At 72.8% G+C, this 21406-nt stretch carries 18 protein-coding genes; 3 read left to right on the top strand and 15 right to left on the bottom strand.

Annotated elements, in window-relative coordinates; all coding sequences use genetic code 11:
• Positions 1–75: 75 nt before the first annotated feature.
• A complete protein-coding gene (locus ACZ7MY_RS40695; RefSeq protein ID WP_499610840.1) occupies positions 76–1620 on the bottom strand; it encodes an MDR family MFS transporter in 1545 nt (514 codons plus the stop codon).
• 127 nt (positions 1621–1747) lie between these two features.
• Here ACZ7MY_RS40695 and ACZ7MY_RS40690 point away from each other — a divergent pair, with 127 nt between their 5' ends.
• Complete coding sequence (locus ACZ7MY_RS40690) at positions 1748–2332, top strand: TetR/AcrR family transcriptional regulator (RefSeq protein ID WP_499610837.1); 585 nt, start codon at positions 1748–1750, stop codon at positions 2330–2332.
• On the opposite strand, the gene ACZ7MY_RS40685 is transcribed toward ACZ7MY_RS40690, so the two are convergent.
• Positions 2314–3030, bottom strand: a complete 717-nt coding sequence (locus ACZ7MY_RS40685; protein ID WP_499610834.1) for a M23 family metallopeptidase — start codon at positions 3028–3030, stop codon at positions 2314–2316. The genes ACZ7MY_RS40690 and ACZ7MY_RS40685 overlap by 19 nt on opposite strands.
• Positions 3031–3378: 348 nt before the next feature.
• Between ACZ7MY_RS40685 and ACZ7MY_RS40680 the strand changes: the two genes are divergently transcribed.
• The gene (locus tag ACZ7MY_RS40680; RefSeq protein ID WP_499610831.1) at positions 3379–6108 is read left to right on the top strand and encodes an NACHT domain-containing protein; all 2730 of its coding nucleotides are present in this window, start codon (positions 3379–3381) and stop codon (positions 6106–6108) included.
• Here the strand turns inward: ACZ7MY_RS40680 and ACZ7MY_RS40675 are convergent.
• Positions 6105–7853 (bottom strand): RICIN domain-containing protein, encoded by a 1749-nt coding sequence (locus tag ACZ7MY_RS40675; RefSeq protein WP_499610828.1) that lies wholly within the window; start codon positions 7851–7853, stop codon positions 6105–6107. The two genes, ACZ7MY_RS40680 and ACZ7MY_RS40675, sit on opposite strands and share 4 nt — an antisense overlap.
• Before the next feature lie 333 nt (positions 7854–8186).
• Positions 8187–10703, bottom strand: coding sequence for an ATP-dependent Clp protease ATP-binding subunit (locus ACZ7MY_RS40670; protein WP_018559555.1), 2517 nt, complete (start codon positions 10701–10703; stop codon positions 8187–8189).
• A gap of 432 nt (positions 10704–11135) precedes the next feature.
• On the opposite strand from ACZ7MY_RS40670, the gene ACZ7MY_RS40665 reads away from it, so the two are divergent.
• A complete protein-coding gene (locus ACZ7MY_RS40665) occupies positions 11136–11663 on the top strand; it encodes an SCO3374 family protein (RefSeq protein ID WP_499610826.1) in 528 nt (175 codons plus the stop codon).
• Here ACZ7MY_RS40665 and ACZ7MY_RS40660 read toward each other — a convergent pair.
• The 11 genes from ACZ7MY_RS40660 to ACZ7MY_RS40610 form a co-directional block, all read right to left on the bottom strand.
• Positions 11594–11935, bottom strand: coding sequence for a histone-like nucleoid-structuring protein Lsr2 (locus ACZ7MY_RS40660; protein ID WP_499610823.1), 342 nt, complete (start codon positions 11933–11935; stop codon positions 11594–11596). The two genes, ACZ7MY_RS40665 and ACZ7MY_RS40660, sit on opposite strands and share 70 nt — an antisense overlap.
• Before the next feature lie 165 nt (positions 11936–12100).
• Positions 12101–12619 (bottom strand): amino-acid N-acetyltransferase, encoded by a 519-nt coding sequence (locus ACZ7MY_RS40655; protein WP_499610821.1) that lies wholly within the window; start codon positions 12617–12619, stop codon positions 12101–12103.
• Between the two features lie 9 nt (positions 12620–12628).
• Positions 12629–13033, bottom strand: coding sequence for a BlaI/MecI/CopY family transcriptional regulator (locus ACZ7MY_RS40650; RefSeq protein WP_499610819.1), 405 nt, complete (start codon positions 13031–13033; stop codon positions 12629–12631).
• A 55-nt stretch (positions 13034–13088) separates the two neighbouring features.
• Complete coding sequence (locus ACZ7MY_RS40645) at positions 13089–13274, bottom strand: hypothetical protein (protein ID WP_499610816.1); 186 nt, start codon at positions 13272–13274, stop codon at positions 13089–13091.
• A 148-nt stretch (positions 13275–13422) separates the two neighbouring features.
• Positions 13423–15138, bottom strand: a complete 1716-nt coding sequence (locus ACZ7MY_RS40640; RefSeq protein WP_499610813.1) for a hypothetical protein — start codon at positions 15136–15138, stop codon at positions 13423–13425.
• Between the two features lie 112 nt (positions 15139–15250).
• Entirely contained in the window at positions 15251–15925 is a 675-nt protein-coding gene (locus ACZ7MY_RS40635; protein WP_499610810.1) for a hypothetical protein, read from the bottom strand.
• A 139-nt stretch (positions 15926–16064) separates the two neighbouring features.
• Positions 16065–16862 carry a type III pantothenate kinase gene (locus ACZ7MY_RS40630; RefSeq protein ID WP_499610808.1) on the bottom strand — a complete coding sequence of 266 codons (798 nt, stop codon included), beginning with the start codon at positions 16860–16862 and terminating at the stop codon, positions 16065–16067.
• Positions 16862–17872 (bottom strand): carboxylating nicotinate-nucleotide diphosphorylase, encoded by a 1011-nt coding sequence (nadC, locus tag ACZ7MY_RS40625; RefSeq protein ID WP_499610805.1) that lies wholly within the window; start codon positions 17870–17872, stop codon positions 16862–16864. Before nadC ends, ACZ7MY_RS40630 begins: the two co-directional genes overlap by 1 nt.
• Complete coding sequence (locus tag ACZ7MY_RS40620) at positions 17869–19599, bottom strand: L-aspartate oxidase (protein WP_499610802.1); 1731 nt, start codon at positions 19597–19599, stop codon at positions 17869–17871. The genes nadC and ACZ7MY_RS40620 overlap by 4 nt, the downstream gene beginning before the upstream one ends.
• Positions 19596–20450, bottom strand: coding sequence for a pantoate--beta-alanine ligase (panC, locus tag ACZ7MY_RS40615; protein ID WP_499610799.1), 855 nt, complete (start codon positions 20448–20450; stop codon positions 19596–19598). Before panC ends, ACZ7MY_RS40620 begins: the two co-directional genes overlap by 4 nt.
• The gene (locus ACZ7MY_RS40610) at positions 20447–21382 is read right to left on the bottom strand and encodes a Rossmann-like and DUF2520 domain-containing protein (RefSeq protein WP_499610796.1); all 936 of its coding nucleotides are present in this window, start codon (positions 21380–21382) and stop codon (positions 20447–20449) included. The genes panC and ACZ7MY_RS40610 overlap by 4 nt, the downstream gene beginning before the upstream one ends.
• Positions 21383–21406: the final 24 nt, after the last annotated feature.

Raw genomic sequence — 21406 nt, 5'->3', positions numbered from 1 at the left:
GGACGATGCCCGCACGCGGGTCGGAAGACCTGCGGGCGGGCATCGGCAGCGGATGGGGCGGGGTGGGCCGGCGGCTCAGACCACCTCGACCGCGGCGACCGCCTCCTCCGTGCTGGGCACGGTGGGCGCCGAGCGCAGCGGGATCTCCTTGACGAAGAAGGCGAGCAGGAAGCCGATGACGCTGACGGCGGCGCCCCACAGGAAGACGTGGTGCGTGCCGCCCGCGACGGCGTGCAGGTAGGCGTCCTTGACCGGCGGAGCCAGCCTGGCCAGGCCCGCCGGGTCCAGCTGGGCGGCGCCGGAGGCGGCACCCGCGGCGGCGTCGCCGAGGCGGTCCGTCATCGTGTTCTGCACCTGGTGGGTGAAGATCGCGCCGAAGAGGGCGACGCCGAAGGAGCCGCCGATCGTCCGGAAGAGGGTGGAGGACGAGGAGCCGACGCCCATGTCCTTCATCTCGACGCTGTTCTGGGCGATGAGCATGGTGATCTGCATCAGGAAGCCCATGCCCGCGCCGAGCACGGCCATCCACAGGCCGGAGACGAAGCGGGTGGTGCCGGTGTCCATCGTCGACAGCAGGTAGAGGCCGACGGTCATCAGGCCGCCGCCGACGATCGGGAAGATCTTGTACTTGCCGGTCTGGGTGGTGACCCGGCCGGCTATGAGCGAGACCACCATCATCGACAGCAGCAGCGGCAGCAGCAGGAGACCGGAGTTGGTCGCCGAGGCGCCCTGGACGGTCTGCTGGAACAGCGGCAGGAAGGTCATCGCGCCGAACATCACGAAGCCGACCAGGAAGCCGATCACCGAGATCAGCGAGAAGTTGCGGCTGTGGAAGATGTGCAGCGGGATGACCGGCTCGGCGACGCGGGTCTCCACGTAGAGGAACGCGGCCAGCGCGGCCACGCCCAGCACCAGCAGGCCCAGGATCTGGGGCGAGCCCCACTCGTACTGGTTGCCGCCCCAGGTGGTGAGCAGGACGAGCGAGGTGATGCCGACGGTCAGCAGCACCGTGCCGACGTAGTCGATGCTGGTCTTGATGGTCTTCTTCGGCAGGTGCAGCACCGCCGAGATCATGAAGAGGGCGACGACACCGAGCGGGAGGTTGATGTAGAAGCTCCAGCGCCAGCCCCAGTTGTCGGTGATGTAGCCGCCGACGAGCGGGCCGCCGATCATGGCGACCGCCATGACGCCGGCCATCATGCCCTGGTACTTGCCGCGCTCCCGCGGCGGGATCAGGTCACCGATGATCGCCATCACGCCGACTATCAGACCGCCGGCGCCCAGGCCCTGGACGGCGCGGAAGGCGATCAGCTGGCCCATGTCCTGCGCCATGCCGGACAGCGCCGATCCGATCAGGAAGATCACGATCGACGACATGAAGATGCCCTTGCGGCCGTACAGGTCGCCGAGCTTGCCCCAGACGGGCGTCGATGCGGCGGTGGCGAGCGTGTAGGCGGTGACCACCCACGACAGGTGCTCCAGGCCGCCCAGTTCGCCCACGATGGTGGGCATCGCGGTGCCGATGATCATGTTGTCCAGCATCGCGAGCAGCATCGCGATCATGAGCCCGAACAACACCACGCGCACACTGCGCTGCGGGGTCTCGGCGGTGTCCGCCATCACAAGCTCCCCTACTTGTTTCTCTGTCTTGACTTGAGGTTGCTTACCTGCCGCCCGGCTAGTTGCCTGGGGCACCCTGACAGTATGCGGCTTACTAGCCGGGCGTCAAGTAAGTTAAAGTGCGCCCATGGCAACGCCCCACGCACGCAGAGGTGATACGCGACGCCGCATCCAGGACGTCGCGCTGGAGCTCTTCGCCGAGCAGGGATACGAGAAGACGTCCCTGCGCGAGATCGCCGAGCACCTGGACGTGACCAAGGCGGCGTTGTACTACCACTTCAAGACCAAGGAGGACATCCTCAACAGCATCGTCGAGGACCTGGCCTCACCGGTCGACGAGCTGATCGCCTGGGCCAACGAGCAGCCCCGCACCCTGGAGACCAAGTGCGAGGTGCTGCGGCGCTACGCGGACGCGCTGTGGAGCGCGGGCCCGCTGTTCCGCTTCGTGCAGGAGAACCAGGCCAGCGTCCGCGACCTCAGCATCGGCGAGACCTTCAAGACGAAGCTGCTCGCCGTCCACTCCCTGCTCAAGGACCCGGACGCGCCGCTGACCGACCAGGTGCGCTCGATCACCGCGGTCTTCGCGATGCACGCCGGGATGTTCGCCATGCAGAACCTCGAGGGCGACCCCGAGGACAAGCGTGCCGCCGTCCTCGAGGTCGCCCAGGAGTTGATCGCCAGGACCTACGGGGGTCAGACCGACACGCCGTGAGCCCGGAGGTAGGGCAGCGGGTTGACGGACGAGCCGTAGTACGGGGTCGTGCGGATCTCGAAGTGCAGGTGGGGGCCGGTGCTGTTGCCGGTGTTGCCGGACAGCGCGATCTGCTGGCCCTCGCCGACGTGCTGGCCGACGCGCACCTGCATCGCGGACAGGTGGCCGTACTGCGAGTACATGCCGTTGGCGTGGCGGATCACGATGTTGTTGCCGTAGGCGCCGCCCCAGCCGGCCTCGACGACGGTGCCGGAGCTCACGGCGTGGACGTTGGTGCCGATCGGCACGGCGAAGTCCTGGCCGGAGTGCTTGTGCGCCCAGCGGGCGCCGTCCTGCATGTAACCGGCGGACAGCGCGTACTTCTTGACCGGCACCGACCAGCCGCTGTTGCTGCTCTGCTGCTGCTGCTGCGGGGCGCTCTTCGCGGACCGCGACAGGTGGTTCTGGTGCTTCCAGTGCAGCTCGGCGTGCGCGTGGCGGTCGGCCTTCACGGCCTGGGCGGCGCGCTGCTGCACGTCGGCCTGCGCCCGGGTGGCGTCCGCCAGCTTCCCGGCAGCGCCGAGGCCCAGCAGGCTCCCGCTCTGCGTCTCCGCCATGGCCGTGCCTGCCGCACCGAGTGCCAGCGAGGCGCACACACCGGCGGTGACGACGGTACGACGGCCGCGGAAGACGGAGTTCGAGATCTTGGGCATGCGCATTCGGAATTACCTCGCGGAAATAGCCGGACAAGACTTTTGCGACGTGTTCGCCGCGATCCCTTGTTAACCCGGCATTCCGGCCCAGTACAAACCCCCCCGTCTACTGCCTTCTTTCGTAGCCGGCGCCCGGCAGACCCCGCTCGGCCGCCTGCGGCAGGGGCTCCGTCCCCTAAGGTGATTCGTACGTGGCCCAGGTCACGTGGGTCACGTCACCGGCCCCGGGACCAAAGGGAATTGCCCTTCGGGACCTAGGGCCCGTGGCCCGGGTCACACGGGAAGAAGAAATCCGGGAGCTCGCGAGGCGCGGGGAATGCGAAAAGCGCGCTCCGTACGACGGGGGGCGGGAACGTGGATCCTTCGGCCGTGGGCGTACGGCTGGCGTCGGCCGTGGCGGGACCTCTGGTGAAGCGGCTCTTCGTGGCCGAAGGACCGGGCGCCGGGCTCGTGGACCGGCCGGTCCGCATCTCCTCCCGGGTCTCCTTCAGGGGCGAGAAACGCACCCTGACCGAGGGGGACCTGCGCGCCCTGGCCGCCGCGCTGGTGCGCCGGGCCCTGCGCGCCGGGGAGCGCCCCGTCGGCGCCGACGAGGAGACCGCCGTCGCGGACGCCCTCGCGGCCTCGCTGCGTGCCCTGGGCGACCTCGACCTCACGGACCTGCAGGCCGTGGACCTCGGCCACACCGCCTTCGCCCGCGCCCTGCACCGGGCGGCCGGCTCGCCGGAGCGGGAACTCAGCACCGACGGCGCGTACTTCCACGAACGGCTGCTCGACACGGCCTGCCTGCACATCCTGCACTTCTTCACCCAGCGCTCGACCTTCGTCGCCGCCACCCTGGTCGAGCAGAGCCGGGCGCTGGGCGAGCTGACCGCCCGCGTCGACGAACTGCTCTCCCGCAGTCCGCTGCCGGGCGGCGAGGACGCCGCCTTCGAGCGGCGCTACCTGCGGTACGTCGAGATGAAGTACGGGCGGCTCACGATCCACGGCCTCGACCTGGCGGACACCCCGGACCGCTGGCCGCTCGACAGCGCCTACCTCAGCCTGCAGGCGGCACCGTCCGCCGGGCCCGCGGACGGCGTGCCGCAGGGGGCCGCCGACCCGCGCCCCGCCGACCGGGCGCTCGCCGCGCACGAACGGGTCCTGCTGCGCGGCGAGGCCGGGTCGGGCAAGACCACGCTCGTGCAGTGGCTGGCGATCGCCTGCGCGCGTCAGGACCCGGACGGGCCGATGGCGTACCTGGAGGACCGGATCCCGTTCGTCCTCCCGCTGCGCACCCTCGCCGGCCACGGCGGGCCGCTCCCCGTCCCCCGCGACTTCCTCGCCGCCGCCGGCTGCCCGCTCGCCGGTACCCAGCCGGCCGGCTGGGAGGCCCGCGTCCTCACCGAGGGCCGCGGGCTGCTGCTGGTGGACGGCATCGACGAGATCCCCGGGGCCGGGCGCCGCCGCGCCAGAGAGTGGCTCGGCGACCTGCTCGACGCCCATCCCGGCAACCGCTGGCTGGTCACCTCCCGCCCCTCCGCCGTACGGGAGGACTGGCTGGCCCCGGAGGGCTTCACCGAACTGGCCCTGACGCCCATGGGTCCCGCCGGCGTCGCCGCCTTCGTCCGCCGCTGGCACGCCGCCGCCGGGCCGGAGGCGGCCGGGTACGCCGAAGGGCTGCTCGCCGCCGTACGGACCGAGCCGGACCTCGCCCGGCTCGCCGGCAACCCCCTGATGTGCGGCCTGATCTGCGCCCTGCACCACGACGGCCGCGGCTACCTGCCCCGGGCCAGGAAGGACCTTTACGCCGCCGCGCTGTCGATGCTGCTGGTCCGCCGGGACCGCGAACGGCAGACCGCGGTCGTGCCGCTGCGCGAGGAGGCGCAGACGGAGCTGCTGCAGCGGCTGGCGCACTGGCTGGTCCGCAACGGCCGCACCGAGATGGACCTCGACCGGGCCGAGGCCGTCGTGGCGCGGGCGCTGCCCGCCGTCCCCGAGGCCGCGGCGCTCGGTGACGCCGCCACCGTGCTGGCCCACCTCCTCGACCGCGGCAGCGTGCTGCGCCGGCCCGCGCCCGGCACGGTCGACTTCGTGCACCGCACCTTTCAGGACTACCTGGGCGCCCGCGCCGCCGTGGAGGAGGGCGACTTCGGGCTCCTCGCCGCGCACGCCGCGGACGACCGGTGGGAGGACGTCCTGCGCATGGCGGTCGCCCTCGCCCGTCCGCACGAGCGGGCCGCGGTCCTGCGGGACCTCCTCGACCGCGGGGACGGCGCCGGCGACCGCCGCACCCGGGCACGGCTGCACCTGCTCGCCGCGGCCTGCCTGGAGCACGCGACCGCCCTCGACCCGGACGTGCGGGAAGCCGTCGAGGCACGGGCCGCGGCGCTGGTGCCGCCCGCCGACGCGGCGGAGGCCCGCGCCCTGGCCGAGGCCGGGCCGCTCGTCCTGGACCTGCTCCCCGGCCCCGACGGGCTCTCCGACGAGGACGCCCTCCACGTGGTGGTCGCCGCCTGCCACCTGCCCTCGGACCGGGCGGCCCGCTACCTGGGCGGCTTCGCCGGGCACCCGTTCCTGCGGGTCCGCGCCCAGCTGATGTGGTCCTGGCACCGCTTCGACGCCGCCGTGTACGCGGAGGAGGTCATCGCCCGTCTCGACCCGGAGGGGCTGGACTTCACCGTCCGCTCCGCCGGGCAGCTGCGCGAGCTGCGCCGGCTCGGCCTGCGGCCCGCCCGCCTGGACCTGCGGGGCGACCTGCCCGCGGACGAGCTGGCCGCATACGTGGCCGGGCTCGACCTCACCGAGGTCCGGATGCAGGACTGCGCCCTGCCCGACCTGCGCTTCCTGGCGGGCCAGCGGGGTCTGCGCAGGCTCGCGCTGCTCGGCCCGGGGCTGCCCGCCGACTGGGCGTCGTCCGGCGTGCCGGCCGCACTGCGGGAACTGGAGCTGGCCGCCCCGGCCGACGGCCGGCTCGACCTGTCGCCGCTCGCGGCCCACCCCGGACCGCTGACCGTGCGGGTCGCGCTGCCCGCCGACCGAATCGCCGGGGCCGAGCGGCTGCCGGCGGGCGTCACCGTCGTCCCCGGACCACGTGGAGGCTAGTCCTCGTCCCGGTCCCTCCAGCCGTCCCAGCCGCCGTGGCCGCGGCCCCGCCCGCCGCGCTCCCGGCCGGGGCCGTCCCCGCCGGCCGTCGCGGAGGCGGTGGCCGAGGGCGTCGGGCTCGGCGGCGCCGAGGGCGGCACGGCCACCCGGGTGGAATCGGCGCGCAGCCGGGAGCCGGTGGTGTACGCCACCGACTGGAAGCGGGGCGGGGCGATCGAGGTGTCGAAGGCCCAGCGCTGGACGGGCCGGCCGTCCCGGGGCCTGAGGACGACCTCCGCGCCGGGCGCGCCGCCCTCGGGGGCGACCGCCAGCTGCTGGTTCCAGCGGGGGATCAGGTCCCCCGTGAGGGTGAGGTCGTACCGCACGTCCTGGGCGCCGGTGACGAAGGACGCCGTGCACAGGCCCAGTTCCAGCGCGGGGCCGCGGTGCGAGTTGAGGCAGTAGGCCGGCTGGGCGACGCTGCGCATCAGGCCGTCCGGCTCGTACGACCAGAACTGCGTGGCGCCGGAGTCGCAGCGCGCGGTGATCGTCCCGGTGCCGATGACGGTCCGGCGGCCGGTCAGGTCGACGCACAGGTCGTTGTCGTCGTTCCGGAGCCGGCCGCGCAGCCCGTCCTCGGGCAGGGGGCCGGTGGTGGTCGTGCCGGAGGCGGGCGCGGTGTCCGAGCCGCCGGCCGGGGACGGGACGGTGGGGGAGGCGGTGACCGCGGTGGGCGCCGTCGCGGCGGCGCGGTCGTCGCCGTCGCCGCCACCGCTCGTGAGACCGACGACCAGGGCGGTCGCGAGGGCGAAGCCGCCGAGCCCCAGCAGGGTCGCGACGAGCCGCCGGGGCCCGTTCTTCGCGGCCCTGCGCCTGCGGCCGCCCTGGCGGCGTCCCGGAGCGGCGCCGGAGCCGTTCCCGGCATCGTTGTCACGCGCCGCCCGGCGGGTGGGCCGCGAGTCGTAGTAGCCCCGCGCCTCCCAGACCAGCACCGCCTCGGCGATCAGCACGCCCAGCCGGTCCCCGGAGTGGTCGAGCTGCTCGGCCGCGTAGCGGCAGTGGTCGCACCGGGCGATGTGACGCTGCAGGTCGGGTACGAGCCCGGCGCCGCCGCGGTGGACGGAGATGTCCAGCAGGCGGCTGAACTGCAGGCACGCCTCGTAGGGCGCGAGGTCCCGGTGCGCCTGGACGCAGGCCTCGCGGAAGCGGGTGCGGGCGAGCTGCAGCTGGCCCGCGGCCCGTTCCGGGTCGATGCCGAGGAGCCCGGCGGGCACGTCCAGCGGCTCGGCGTCGACCTCGGCGTGCCAGAGCAGGCAGCGGGCGGGTTCGGGGAGCCGCATGAAGGCCCGGTTCGCCAGCCGGCGGTTCTCCGGTACGGCCAGGCGGGCGTCGGTCTGGTCGGGCCGGGGCCGCAGCCGCCGGTGGAGCCAGGCCCGCCGGCGGTCGACGGCCCACTCCTCGGAGATCTTGTGGACGGTGATCAGCAGTTCGGGGCGCCAGGCGGCCGAGGGCCCGGTCAGTCGCAGGGTGTCGACGAAGACCCGGGTGAACGCGGCCGCCGCGAGTATCCCGGCGGCGTGTCCGGAGACCGTGCACAACTCCGCGTACTCGGAGACCGGCCGCCAATGGCGGGCCAGCAACTCCTCGAACGGCTGGTGTGCACCCTCCTTTCCCAGGGCCTTTCCGATCTCGCCGGACAGGGACTCGTCCGGTACGCCGAACAGCCGGCCGGGGTGCGCGGAATTCGGATGCGGGGATTCCTTCAACGAGAGTTTCCTTCCGCGTTCACCCCGCCGGGAAAAGTACGAACCAATGCGCCGGCGCGGCACGCAGCTACGTGGGGGGAGGTGAGGCCGGGGCGCCGGTGAAGGGGCAAGGCGGCCGCTCCTCACTCTCGGCTGATCCTTTCGAATGCCTGCCGGAATGACGGCACGACACCGGCCGGAGCACGGAGAAGGAAGGGTCCGTGCTGAACATCGCTCACCTTTCCACAAATGCAACCGGCGCAACAAGGGTGGGTTCATGGGGAACACAAAACACGACGACCCCGCCCGCACTATTGTGCGGACGGGGCCGGATCGCTCTGCGATTACCTGCGGTTATGCTTCCTTGCTGAGGTTCGGCCCGCCGGCCGCCTCGACCGGAGGAGCGTCGGCGACGGCCACCTTCTCCTCACCGCGGAAGGTGAACTTGACGTTCTCGCCCTCGCCCTCGGTGCCCACGACCACGATGTGACCGGTGCGCAGCTCACCGAAGAGGATCTTCTCGGAGAGCACGTCCTCGATCTCCCGCTGGATCGTCCGGCGCAGCGGCCGGGCTCCCAGCACGGGGTCGTAGCCCTTCTTGGCGAGCAGCGACTTGGCCTCCGGGCTGAGCTCGATGCCCATGTCCTTGTCCCTGAGGCGCTCGTCCACCCGGGCGATCATCAGGTCGACGATCTGGATGATGTCTTCCTCGCTGAGCTGGTGGAAGACCACGATGTCGTCGACACGGTTCAGGAACTCGGGGCGGAAGTGCTGCTTGAGCTCCTCGCCGACCTTGGCCTTCATCCGCTCGTACCCGGTCTTGACGTCGCCCGCGGCCGCGAAGCCGAGGTTGAAGCCCTTGGAGATGTCCCGGGTGCCGAGGTTGGTGGTCATGATGATCACCGTGTTCTTGAAGTCCACGACCCGGCCCTGGGAGTCGGTCAGCCGACCGTCCTCCAGGATCTGCAGCAGGCTGTTGAAGATGTCCGGGTGGGCCTTCTCGACCTCGTCGAAGAGGACGACGGAGAACGGCTTGCGGCGCACCTTCTCGGTGAGCTGGCCGCCCTCCTCGTAGCCGACGTATCCGGGCGGGGAGCCGAACAGCCGCGAGACGGTGTGCTTCTCGCTGAACTCGGACATGTCGAGCTGGATCAGCGCGTCCTCGTCGCCGAAGAGGAACTCGGCGAGCGTCTTGGAGAGCTCGGTCTTACCGACGCCGGACGGGCCGGCGAAGATGAACGAGCCACCGGGGCGCTTGGGGTCCTTCAGACCGGCCCGCGTGCGGCGGATGGCCTGCGAGAGGGCCTTGATCGCGTCCTTCTGGCCGATGACGCGCTTGTGCAGCTCGTCCTCCATGCGCAGCAGACGCGAGGACTCCTCCTCGGTGAGCTTGAAGACCGGGATGCCCGTGGCGGTGGCCAGGACCTCGGCGATCAGCTCCTCGTCCACCTCGGCGACGACGTCCATGTCGCCGGCCTTCCACTCCTTCTCCCGCTTGGTCTTCGCGGAGAGCAGCTGCTTCTCCTTGTCGCGGAGGGAAGCGGCCTTCTCGAAGTCCTGCGAGTCGATCGCGGACTCCTTCTCCCGGCGCACGTCGGCGATCTTCTCGTCGAACTCGCGCAGGTCCGGCGGAGCGGTCATCCGGCGGATGCGCATCCGGGAGCCGGCCTCGTCGATCAGGTCGATCGCCTTGTCCGGCAGGAAGCGGTCCGAGATGTAGCGGTCGGCGAGGGTCGCCGCGGCCACCAGGGCGGCGTCCGTGATGGACACCCGGTGGTGAGCCTCGTAGCGGTCCCGCAGACCCTTGAGGATCTCGATGGTGTGCGGCAGCGACGGCTCCGCGACCTGGATGGGCTGGAAGCGGCGCTCCAGGGCCGCGTCCTTCTCCAGGTGCTTGCGGTACTCGTCGAGCGTGGTGGCGCCGATGGTCTGCAGCTCACCGCGCGCGAGCATCGGCTTGAGGATCGAGGCGGCGTCGATCGCGCCCTCGGCGGCACCCGCACCCACCAGGGTGTGGAGCTCGTCGATGAACAGGATGATGTCGCCGCGGGTGCGGATCTCCTTGAGCACCTTCTTCAGGCGCTCCTCGAAGTCACCGCGGTAGCGGGAGCCGGCCACCAGGGCCCCGAGGTCCAGGGTGTAGAGCTGCTTGTCCTTCAGCGTCTCGGGGACCTCGCCCTTGACGATGGCCTGGGCCAGGCCCTCGACGACGGCGGTCTTGCCGACGCCGGGCTCGCCGATGAGGACGGGGTTGTTCTTGGTGCGGCGCGACAGCACCTGCATCACGCGCTCGATCTCCTTCTCGCGCCCGATCACCGGGTCGAGCTTGGTCTCACGAGCGGCCTGCGTGAGGTTGCGGCCGAACTGGTCCAGGACGAGCGAGGTCGAGGGGGTGCCCTCGGCCGGGCCGCCGGCGGTGGCGGCCTCCTTGCCCTGGTAGCCGGAGAGCAGCTGGATGACCTGCTGCCGCACCCGGTTGAGATCGGCGCCCAGCTTCACGAGGACCTGGGCGGCGACGCCCTCGCCCTCGCGGATCAGGCCGAGCAGGATGTGCTCGGTGCCGATGTAGTTGTGGCCGAGCTGGAGGGCCTCGCGGAGCGACAGCTCCAGGACCTTCTTGGCCCGGGGGGTGAAGGGGATGTGCCCGGACGGGGCCTGCTGGCCCTGGCCGATGATCTCCTCCACCTGCTGGCGGACCGCCTCGAGCGAAATCCCGAGGCTCTCCAGGGCCTTAGCGGCGACACCCTCACCCTCGTGGATAAGGCCCAGGAGGATGTGCTCGGTGCCGATGTAGTTGTGGTTGAGCATCCGGGCTTCTTCCTGAGCCAGGACGACAACCCGCCGCGCGCGGTCGGTGAACCTCTCGAACATCGTTAATCGCTCCTCAGAGCGGTCGGGCAGTTAGGGGCGTGTCCCCTCCCTGTCCTTCCGCATGCTAGTCCCGCACAGCGGGGCAGCTCACTTCAACCGTCGACACCTGGCGAGGTCGTTAACCCCCGCGCCGTCGACAACAGCCTCAACCCGATGGTGCGAGACGATGTTCCCGCAGGCCAGGCGGATAGCCCTTTATCCAGTACGCCGAGGGCGAACGTCCCACCTGTCCGACATGGCCGTCGTCCGTTCCCACTAGGTATTTCTTACCCGCCCGCACGGACAGTCCATGCCGGGAGCACGCCCGCTGTCTGCTATAGGCGAACAGACTTGCGTCGGGTGGATTCACGGAGGGTGACGGCACACCGGCCGCCGGGCACTCCCGGTGACCCGCCTCGTAACCCCGGACGCCCGGGGGGCGTTGCGCAGGGCATGCAGGCCTCACGGGTCCCGGCGACCCTGGAACACGCGGACGCGCTCGACGTCCCCGCGGAGGCGGGGCACGAGGTGCTCGGCCGCTTCCCGGCGCCCCGGACGGGGCCGGTCGCCCTGGCGGGGCAGCGGATGCGGTTCTTCGTCGCCCCCGGCAGCGCCGAGGAACTGCCCGGCCTGCTGGACTGGCTGGAGTGGAGCGGCATCCCGCTCGACCTCGTGCCGCTGCGCGGCGCCGGGGCCGCCTACGACGACGGCGCGCCCGCCTGGCTCCGGCCGCCCGTCCCGGACGGCGGGCGCCACGCGGGCGCGCCGCTCCACCTGCCCGCCATGACGCTCGGCACGCAGCCCGGCCCCGCGGCGGACGGACGCTCCGGGGGGACCGTGGGCCTCACGCCCCTGGTCTCCGCGCTCGCGACCGCCTGCCACCGGGTCCGGCTGCGGGTCGCCCGGACCGATCAGCCGTGCGCCTTCTCGTACGCCTCGCGGATCTGCGCGGGGACGCGGCCGCGGTCGTTGACCTCGTAGCCCTCTTCCTTCGCCCACGCGCGGATCTTCGCGGTGTCCTGGCTCGCGGCGCCCCCGCGGGGGGCACCCTTCGCGGCGCGCCCGCGGCCCGCGCGGCCACCGGTGCGGCGGCCGCCGTCCACGTACGGGCCGAGGAGACCGCGCAGCTTGTCGGCGTTGTCGGTGGTGAGGTCGATCTCGTACGTCACTCCGTCGAGTGCGAACGTCACGGTCTCATCCGCCTCGCCGCCGTCGAGGTCGTCAACAAGAAGGACCTGAACCTTCTGTGCCACCGGCTTCCCTTTCATCGAATACGGATTACCGGTAAAAGCAAACCGCCTTTTCCCGGAAAACTCAAACCCCTTGCCCGAACTGCTCCCGGCCCGGTACGCATCCCGGCGGTCTTCCGCGGAACGTTTCGGACATACTGTTGTGCCGGGCGGCCACCGTGGGCGGTCTCACAGATGCAACAGCATCCGGCTGTTGCCCAAGGTGTTGGGTTTCACTCGTTCGAGGTCCAGGAACTCGGCCACGCCCTCGTCCTTTGACCTCAGCAGCTCACCGAAGACATCGCCGTCGACCGGCGTCTCGCCGATCTCGACGAAGCCGTGCTTCGCGAAGAAGTCCACTTCGAAGGTGAGGCAGAAAATGCGCCGCACTCCCAGCCGGCGCGCCGTCTGCAGCAGCTTCTCCAGCACGAGATGCCCGACGCCCGTGCCGTGCCGCGCGGGGTCGACCGCGAGGGTGCGCACCTCGGCGAGGTCCTCCCACATCACGTGCAGTGCGCCGCAGCCCACCACCTCGGCGTCGTGGTCGTGTTCGGCCACCCAGAACTCCTGGATGTCCTCGTAAAGCGTCACCGTCGGCTTGTCGAGCAGGATGCGGTCGCGGACATACGCGTCGAGCAGTCGCCGGACAGCCGGCACGTCGGCCGTCCGCGCCCTGCGGATGGTGACGTCATTTGATGCGGCGGGCATGTGCGGACGCTATCGCCCGGCCGATCCGTCCGTCTCGCCGGGGTCACCCGGATCAGCTGATTGCACCACCCGCATTGCGTCACGGAGCGCTTCTCGCTGTTCCGCCGACATCATGCCGAAGAAGGCGACAAGGGCGGCGGCGGGGTTGTCGCTCGCGGCCCACGCCTCGTGCATGAGTGCCGCCGAGTAAGCGGCGCGAGTGGATACCGCCTCATAGCGATAGGCGCGCCCTTCGGCTTCCCGCCGGAGCCAGCCCTTCTGATGAAGGTTGTCCATTACGGTCATGACCGTCGTGTAGGCGATCGAACGCTCCCGCCGGAGATCCTCCAGCACCTCGCGCACCGTCGCCGGGCGGTTCCAGCGCCACACCCGGGTCATCACGGCGTCTTCGAGGTCTCCCAAAGGACGGGGCACACCCGAATACTAGTTGCTCACGGGCACAATGCCCGGAATGCCGGGAATGTCGAGGTCACACCCGGTGCTCGGTGCCGCCCGACCGCTGGGCCGGGGGCTGCGCGCCGGACAGCGCGGCGTCGACCACCGCGTCCTCCTTGGCCTTGTTGACCCCGCCCTGGCTCCTGATCAGCGTCCGGATGAGGAAGGTGAACGCGATGGCCATCACGGTGGGGGGCACGAGCGCGGAGACGTAGTCCATGGCACCAGGGTAGCCACGCCCCCGCGCGGCCCCCTCGGCGGACCTCCTCCGGGGCCCGGGGCCCGGGGGCCTGGTCCCCGGGCGGTCGTGACGTGGCCCCGGCCCGCTGCGGTGCGGGCCGGGGCCACGAGTGCGTCGCTCCGGGCGGCTACCCGCCCGTACGCGCCCTGCGGCGGACCGCCGCCACCAGGAGCACCCCCAGGGCCGCGCAGACCGCCGAGCCGGCCACCAGGGGGCGCACGGGGCCCGCGCCGGTGGCGGCAAGGGATCCGCCCGTGCCGCCGGCCGGGTCCACGCCCGAACCGCCCGGGGTGCTCCCGCCGGAACCGGGCGGCGCCTCGGCCGTGACCGTCAGAACGCCCGCGTTGTTCTTCTGGCCCTCCCGGTCCACGCCGTAGTCCGAGGCCGCGAAGACGAGGCCGGTGGCCTCGTCCAGTGCCCGGGCCGCGACGAGGGTGAAGGAGAAGGTCTGGGAGGTGCCGGGTTCGATCGAGTGCCGGGTGGAGCAGTAGTAGATCGTCCCGGTCGGCACCGGCGCGACGTCCTCCGGGTCGTCGCCGAAGGTGGCGCCGCCCGGGTAGTCGTCCCAGTCCGCGTTCGTGGTCAGCCTGCAGGCGCCGTCACGCGCCGTCACCCGCACCCCGTGGGGGATCTCCACCGCTACCCAGGTGGCCGGCCCGGTCCCGCTGGTGCCGCGTGCCCGCGCGGCCTCGTCGCCCTCGTTGCGCAGGCCCACGACGGCCTCGGTCCGGTCTCCGGCCGTCGCCCGGACCGTGTCCCCGATCGCGACCAGGTCCGCCCCGCGGTGGCCGGGGGCCGGGCCCTCGGGGTCGTACAGCCTGATCTCCAGGCCGCCGAGGTTGTCGCTGTAGTCGACGTCCCAGCCCTCCTGCGCGGCGAGCGACCGGGCCGCCGCCCCCGGGCCGCCCGTGTCCTTCGCCGCGGGGGCCCGGGCCGTGCGGACGAGGGTGAGCGGGGCCCCGGTGCCGGGGGTGCCGCCGGGTACGACGTCGTCGAGCCTTCCGCCGATCACGTCGGCCTGGTAACCCACCCTGCCGTCGGTGGCGCCGGGCTCGACGTCGATCCTCAGTGGCCGCGCGAGTTCCCACACCTCGCCGGGAGCGATGTCGGTGTCGAAGTGGCAGACGAAGGCGCCCCGCTGGGCCTGGTCGAGCGGGTCGTAGCGGCAGTTGCCGAAGTCGCCCGCCACCGCCAGGCCCGCGCCGCCGGAGCCGGTGAGGTTGGTCCCCACCATCACGGAGACACCGCCGCGGGTCGGCCGGTCGCCGACGTTGGCGATGACGACCGGCAGGTCGAGGGTGTCCCCGGGCCGTACGTCGGAGACGGTGGACAGCTTCGGCACGACGAGGTCCGGGCCGGTGCCGACCGTGATCCGGGTGGCGGTCATGCTGTCGGGATCCGGCCCGGCGTCCTTCGCGCCGACCGAGTAGCGCAGCGTCGCGGCGTCGTCGGTCCTGGAGCCGGAGGCGGCCCGTATCTTCACGGGTATCGCGGTGCCGGCGTGGTCGACCGTGCCCAGGGAGCAGGTGGCCGTGCTGCCCGAGGTGGCGCACAGGTCCGCGGGGAGGACCACGTCCACGACCCCGGTCAGGGCGGCGAGCTCCATGGTGACGACGACCTCGTGGGCGGGCTCCGGCACCTTCCCGTCGTCGAAGCGCTGGACCAGGGCGGTGATCTCGAAGGTCTTGTACGTGGTGCTCGTCGCCGCCACCCCGACGTCGCCGGGTGCGGTCAGGTGCAGTTCGGCCCTGAGGGCCGCTGCCGGGGCCGCAGTGGCGGCGGATCCAGCCGCCAGGGTGACGAGGACGGCCGCGGCGCGCACCGCGGACCGGATGGGTCTCATGCCGGGTTCCCCCCTGAGGAAGTCGACAGCCGGGTGGCGCACCCGTGAACGCACGGGAGACGTCACGGGAAGGACCCGTGACGTCTCCGGAAGGTTGTGCGGTGACTGTGCGTCAGCCCGTGGCGCGCTCCTCGGGGGGCGGCGGGGTGCGCCGGCGCGGGGGGAAGATCTCGGCCGGCGTGGGCACCTTGCGCTTCTCCTCACCGGGTTCCGGCGCGGCCGGCTCGGTGGGAGGCGTCTTCGGGTCGGGCTTGGGGCCCGGCTTGGGGTCGTCGGAGGCGGCCCTGCCGCCGGGCAGCGCGCGCAGCCTCGCCCTGCCCGTGTACGGCGTGCCGCAGGGCTGCGAGGGCGCGGGGATGCGCGCCTCCAGGCGGGCGCGCACGTCGAGCTCCGCCAGGTGCTCGCAGCGGCGCAGCACGGCCCTCCTGCGGTGCGCCTCGGCGTCCGTGCACGGCGCGTCGTGCAGCCGGCGCAGCGCGGCGAGGTCGTCCGGCAGGGGCACGTACCCCATGTCGAGCGCTCCCGTCAGCCGCTCGAGGTAGCCGGCGGCGCTGCCCGGCAGCGCGTCCCGGTACCTGGCGAGCTCCGCGAGCTGGAAGGTCCGCAGCCGTCCGCCCTCGCGGGCCGCCTCGTCGACGTCCTCGACGAGGCGCAGGTAGTCCTTGACCTCGTCGGGGGTGGGGATCATGGTGCTGGACTGGAGGGCCGCTGAGAGGGCGCGCCGGAGCACGCGCAGTTCATCCGCGCTGAACGCCATTCCGCCTCGGGACCCGTGTGGCGTGGGCATGGTCTGACTTTACGTACTAAGCGGACAAAATACGCGTAACCAGATATGGCCGGGCGCGCCGCGCACGTCCCCCCGCGGACCCGCCGGGCCGTCGGCTCGTCAGGTCGTCCGCTCGTCGGGTCGTCAGGTCGTCAGGTCGTCAGGTCGTCGACACGTTCCGCTCGTAGACGAGCCGCAGGCCTATCAGGGTCAGCCAGGGCTCGTGCACGTCGATGACCGCCGACTCGCCCAGCACCAGCGGCGCCAGCCCGCCGGTGGCGATGACCGTGACGTCGTCCGGGTCGTCGGCGAGCTCCCGCGCCATCCGCTCGGCCACGCCGTCCACCTGGCCGGCGAAGCCGTACAGGATGCCGGACTGCATGGCCTCGATGGTGTTCTTGCCGATGACGCTGCGCGGACGGGTCAGCTCCACCTTGCGCAGCTGGGCCCCGCGGGCGCCCAGGGCGTCCACCGAGATCTCGATGCCGGGGGCGATGGCGCCGCCCGCGTACTCGCCCCGCGACGTGACCGCGTCGAAGGTGGTGGCCGTGCCGAAGTCCACCACGATGCACGGACCGCCGTAGAGGTGCACGGCCGCCAGGGAGTTGATGATCCGGTCGGAGCCGACTTCCTTGGGGTTGTCGGTGAGCACCGGGACACCGGTCTTGACGCCGGGCTCCACGAGCACCGCGGGCACGTCGCCGTAGTAGCGGCGCGTCACCTCGCGCAGCTCGTGCAACACGGAGGGGACGGTGGAGCAGATGGCGATCCCGTGGATGTTGTCGCCGAGCTCCTCGCCGAGCAGCGGGTGCATGCCCATCAGGCCCTGCATGAGCACGGCCATCTCGTCCGCCGTGCGGCGCGGGTCGGTGGAGACCCGCCAGTGCTCGACGATCTCTTCCCCGTCGAACAGCCCGAGGACGGTGTGGGTGTTGCCGACGTCGATGGTGAGCAGCATCAGTCCTGTCCCGACCCCTCGGACCGCAGGTCCAGTCCGATGTCGAGGATCGGCGAGGAGTGGGTCAGGGCGCCCACGGCCAGGTAGTCGACGCCGGTCGCGGCGTAGGCGCGGGCGTTGTCGAGGGTGAGCCGGCCGGAGGACTCCAGCAGGGCACGGCCCGCGACGACGGCGACCGCCTCCTCCGTGTCGGAGGGCGTGAAGTTGTCCAGCAGGATCAGGTCCGCGCCCGCGTCCAGGGCCTCGCGGACCTGGTGCAGGGTGTCGACCTCGACCTCGATCGCCAGCTCGGGGAACTCCTCGCGGACGGCCTTGAAGGCGGCTGCCACGCCGCCCGCGGCGACCACGTGGTTGTCCTTGACCAGGGCCGCGTCCGACAGCGACATGCGGTGGTTGACGCCGCCGCCGCAGCGGACCGCGTACTTCTCCAGCGCGCGCAGGCCCGGGGTCGTCTTCCGGGTGTCGCGGACCTTCGCCTTGGTGCCCTCCAGCGCGTCGGCCCAGCGGCGCGTGGTGGTGGCGATCCCGGACAGCCGGCACAGCAGGTTGAGCGCGCTGCGCTCCGCGGTCAGCAGGTCCCTCGTACGGGTGCGCACCGACAGCAGCGTTTGACCGGCCTCGACCCGGTCGCCGTCCTCGACGTGCCGCTCGACCTCGAACTCGTCGGTGCAGACGATGGACAGCACCGCCTCCGCGACCCGCAGCCCGGCGACCACGCCGGCCTCGCGGGCGGTGAAGTCGCCGGTGGCCATGGCGTCCTCGGGGATGGTGGCCACGGTGGTGACGTCCACCCCGCCGTCCAGGTCCTCCTCGATGGCCAGGTGCGCGACGTCCTCGACCAGCACCGGGTCCAGCCCGGCGTCGGCGAGCAGCTGCGCCAGGTCGGGGTCGAGACCGCACTCGCTGGGGTCGTGCGCGTACGCGTCGCCGGAACCGCAGCCGCAGCCGTCGCCGCAGCCACCGCCGCCGGCGCCGCCGATCTGCAGGAGGGGGAGGTCGGGCGTGCTCATCGCTGGGGCTCCGTTCCAGGACGGGTTGCGGGAAGGTCCGCGGTGGGGGTGGTGCGGATGGTGAGACTAGTGGGTGCGGCGGGCAGCCCCGCACCACTGGAGGGGAGCCGGACGACGATGTGCCGGCGCCAGCTCTCGTCGTCGCGCTCCGGCCGGTCCTCGCGCCAGTGGCAGCCGCGGGTCTCCTCGCGGCGGCGGGCCGCCTCGACCAGCACCCGGGCGACCAGGCAGAGGTTGGTCGCCTCCCAGGTCTCCACGCAGGGCTCGGCCGTCTTGCCGTCGCGCTCCAGCAGCTCCTCGGCGTCGGCGTACATCCGGCTCAGCGCCGCCGCCGCGCCCTCCAGGCTCTCCGCGCTGCGCAGCACGCCCGCGCCGCGGGTCATGATCCGCTGGATCGCGAAGCGGGCCTCGGAGGGCAGCAGCGGGGAGCGGCCCGGCTCCGGGGCCACCGGGGCGCCGGGGGCCGCGGGGTGCTCGGCGATGTCGGCGGCGATGCGCTCGGCGAAGACCAGCCCCTCCAGGAGGGAGTTGGACGCCAGCCGGTTGGCGCCGTGCACGCCCGTGCAGGCGACCTCGCCGCACGCGTACAGGCCCGGGACCGTGGTGCGGCCGTGCAGGTCGGTGCGGACGCCGCCGGAGGCGTAGTGCGCCGCGGGGGCCACCGGGACCGGCTGCGTGACCGGGTCGATGCCGTTGGCGCGGCAGGCGGCGAGGATCGTCGGGAAGCGCCGCTCCCACATCCGCGCCCCGAAGTGCCGGCCGTCGAGGTACATGTGGTCGGCGCCGGTCTCCTGCATGCGGCGCGTGATGCCCTTGGCGACGATGTCGCGGGGCGCCAGCTCGGCCAGCTCGTGCTGCCCCTGCATGAAGCGCACCCCGTCGGCGTCGACGAGGTGGGCGCCCTCCCCGCGCACGGCCTCGGAGACCAGCGGCTGCTGGCCCTCCGCGTCCCGGCCGAGGAAGAGCACCGTCGGGTGGAACTGGACGAACTCCAGGTCCGAGACCTCCGCGCCGGCGCGCAGCGCGAGGGCCACCCCGTCGCCCGTGGACACCGCCGGGTTGGTCGTGGCCGAGAAGACCTGCCCCATGCCGCCGGTGGCCAGCACCACGGCGCGGGCCCGTACCGCGCCGACGCCGTCGCGCTGCCCCTCGCCCATGACGTGCAGGGTGACGCCCGCGGCGCGGCCCTCGGCGTCGGTCAGCAGGTCCAGCACGAGCGCGTTCTCGATGAACTCGATCCTGGCCTCGCGCACGGCCTCGATCAGCGCCCGGGAGATCTCCAGGCCCGTCGCGTCACCGCCCGCGTGGGCGATCCGGCGGCGGTGGTGGCCGCCCTCGCGGGTCAACAGGATCTCGCCCGTCGCCTCGCTGGTGTCGAAGTGCGCGCCCGTCGCGATCAGCCGGCGTACGGCGTCGGGGCCCTCGGTGACCAGGGTGCGCACGGCCTCCTCGTCGCAGAGCCCGGCGCCCGCCACAAGGGTGTCGGCCAGGTGCTGCTCCGGGGTGTCGCCCTCGCCGAGGGCGGCGGCGATGCCGCCCTGCGCCCAGCGCGTGGAGCCGTCGTCGAGGCGGGCCTTGGTGACGACGGTGACCTTGGCGCCCTGTGCTGCGCAGCGCAGCGCGACGGTCAGCCCGGCCACGCCGGACCCGACGACCACCACGTCCGCCTCGTGCTCCCAGCCGGGCGCGGGGGCGTGCAGCCGTATGCCTGTACCTGTGCCGCTCATCGGCGGACTCCGAACTCCAGGGGGATGTTGTCGATCAGCCGGGTCGTGCCCACCTTGGCGGCGACGGCGAGCACCGCCGGGCCGGTGTGGCCGGGGGCGGCCTCGGTGAAGTCGTCCGGATCGATCAGGGCGAGGTAGTCCACCGCCAGGCCGTCGCCCTTCTCCAGCACCGTCCGCGCCGCGTCCCGTACGGCGTCCGGGCCGTCGTCCAGCGCGTCGCGTCCGGCGAACAGGGCGCGGGAGAGGGCCAGGGCGCTCTCGCGGTCGCCGTCGGAGAGGTAGCGGTTGCGGCTGGACAGGGCCAGGCCGTCCGGCTCGCGGACGGTGGGCACGCCGACGATCTCGGCCGGGAAGTTCAGGTCCGTCACCATGCGGCGGATGAGGGCCAGTTGCTGGGCGTCCTTCTGGCCGTAGAAGGCGACGTCCGGCCGGGTCAGGTGGAGGAGCTTGGCGACGACGGTCAGCATGCCGTCGAAGTGGCCGGGGCGCGAGGCGCCCTCGTAGCCCTGGCCCATCGGCCCCGCGCTGATCCGCACCCGCGGCTGCCCGCCGGGGTACACCTCCTCGACGGAGGGCGCGAAGACCACGTCGGCGCCGGCCCGCCCGGCGGTCCGGACGTCCGCGTCGAGGGTGCGCGGGTAGCGGTCGAAGTCCTCGCCCGGTCCGAACTGCAGCGGGTTGACGAAGACGGTGACGACGACGGTGCCGTCCCCCACCCGCTCGCGGGCGGTCCGCACGAGGGTCGCGTGCCCCTCGTGCAGCGCGCCCATGGTCATCACGACGCCGGCCTCACCGGACCGGCCGCCGACGGCCTCCCGCAGCTCGCGCGCGGTGTGCACCAGCCTCGTCATCGCCCTCCCCCTTCGGCGCCGTCCGCCAGGACGCCCAGCAGCGCCTCCGCGAACTCCGCCTTCAGCATTCCGCCCGCCAGCGCGCGGTCCGCGGTGGCGCGGGCCATCGCGACGTACGGGGCCACCATCTCCGGGGCGTGCACGCGCAGCTCCGCCAGATGCGCCGCCACCGTGCCCGCGTCGCCGCGGGCGACCGGACCGGTCAGTGCGGCGTCACCGGAGCGCAGGGCGTTGTCCAGGGCCGCGCCGAGCAGCGGGCCCAGCATCCGGCCGGGCTCGGTGACGCCGGAGGCACGCAGCAGCTCCATGGACTGCGCGACCAGGGTGACCAGGTGGTTCGCGCCGATCGCCAGGCCCGCGTGGTAGAGCGGGCGGGCCGACTCCTCGATCCACTCGGGCTCGCCGCCCATCTCGATCACCAGCGCCTCGGCCGCCATCCGCAGCTCCACGGGGGCCGTGACGCCGAAGGAGCAGCCGGCCAGCCGCTGCACGTCGACGGAGGTGCCGGTGAAGGTCATCGCGGGGTGCAGGGCCAGCGGCAGCCCGCCCGCGCGCAGGGCCGGCCCCAGCACGGCGGTGCCGTACCGGCCCGAGGTGTGCACCAGCAGCTGGCCGGGCCGTACGGCCCCGGTCTCGGCGAGACCGGCCACCAGCCCGGGCAGCGCGTCGTCCGGCACGGTCAGCAGGACGAGCTCGGAGCGGGCCAGCACCTCGGCCGGCTCCACGAGCGGCACGTCGGGCAGCAGCGCGGCCGCGCGACGGCGTGAGGCGTCGGACACACCCGACGCCGCGACCGGGTGGTGACCGGCCAGTTTCAGCGCGGCGGCGAGCGCGGGACCGACCCGCCCCGCGCCGACGACGCCGACCGTGAGCCGCGCGGGGCGGGCCTCCACGTCGGGGGGCAGGGGCCCCTGGTTGTGCGATGCGTTCACGCTGCGCTGGCCTTCCGTTCCAGT

The sequence above is a fragment of the Streptomyces sp. NPDC111520 genome, from assembly GCF_055635295.1.
Note: the sequence above shows the minus strand (reverse complement) of the source record. Positions and strands in the feature narration are given on the sequence as shown.

Excerpts from the sequence above, each read along its gene's own strand:
- ACZ7MY_RS40655 (WP_499610821.1), bottom strand. The coding sequence starts at position 12,619 with ATGCCCGCCGCATCAAATGACGTCACCATCCGCAGGGCGCGGACGGCC.
- ACZ7MY_RS40640 (WP_499610813.1), bottom strand. The coding sequence starts at position 15,138 with ATGAGACCCATCCGGTCCGCGGTGCGCGCCGCGGCCGTCCTCGTCACC.
- ACZ7MY_RS40620 (WP_499610802.1), bottom strand. The coding sequence starts at position 19,599 with ATGAGCGGCACAGGTACAGGCATACGGCTGCACGCCCCCGCGCCCGGC.
- ACZ7MY_RS40665 (WP_499610826.1), top strand. The coding sequence starts at position 11,136 with ATGCAGGCCTCACGGGTCCCGGCGACCCTGGAACACGCGGACGCGCTC.
- ACZ7MY_RS40630 (WP_499610808.1), bottom strand. The coding sequence starts at position 16,862 with ATGCTGCTCACCATCGACGTCGGCAACACCCACACCGTCCTCGGGCTG.
- panC (WP_499610799.1), bottom strand. The coding sequence starts at position 20,450 with ATGACGAGGCTGGTGCACACCGCGCGCGAGCTGCGGGAGGCCGTCGGC.
- ACZ7MY_RS40690 (WP_499610837.1), top strand. The coding sequence starts at position 1,748 with ATGGCAACGCCCCACGCACGCAGAGGTGATACGCGACGCCGCATCCAG.
- ACZ7MY_RS40635 (WP_499610810.1), bottom strand. The coding sequence starts at position 15,925 with ATGCCCACGCCACACGGGTCCCGAGGCGGAATGGCGTTCAGCGCGGAT.
- ACZ7MY_RS40670 (WP_018559555.1), bottom strand. The coding sequence starts at position 10,703 with ATGTTCGAGAGGTTCACCGACCGCGCGCGGCGGGTTGTCGTCCTGGCT.
- ACZ7MY_RS40685 (WP_499610834.1), bottom strand. The coding sequence starts at position 3,030 with ATGCGCATGCCCAAGATCTCGAACTCCGTCTTCCGCGGCCGTCGTACC.
- ACZ7MY_RS40645 (WP_499610816.1), bottom strand. The coding sequence starts at position 13,274 with ATGGACTACGTCTCCGCGCTCGTGCCCCCCACCGTGATGGCCATCGCG.
- ACZ7MY_RS40695 (WP_499610840.1), bottom strand. The coding sequence starts at position 1,620 with ATGGCGGACACCGCCGAGACCCCGCAGCGCAGTGTGCGCGTGGTGTTG.
- nadC (WP_499610805.1), bottom strand. The coding sequence starts at position 17,872 with ATGAGCACGCCCGACCTCCCCCTCCTGCAGATCGGCGGCGCCGGCGGC.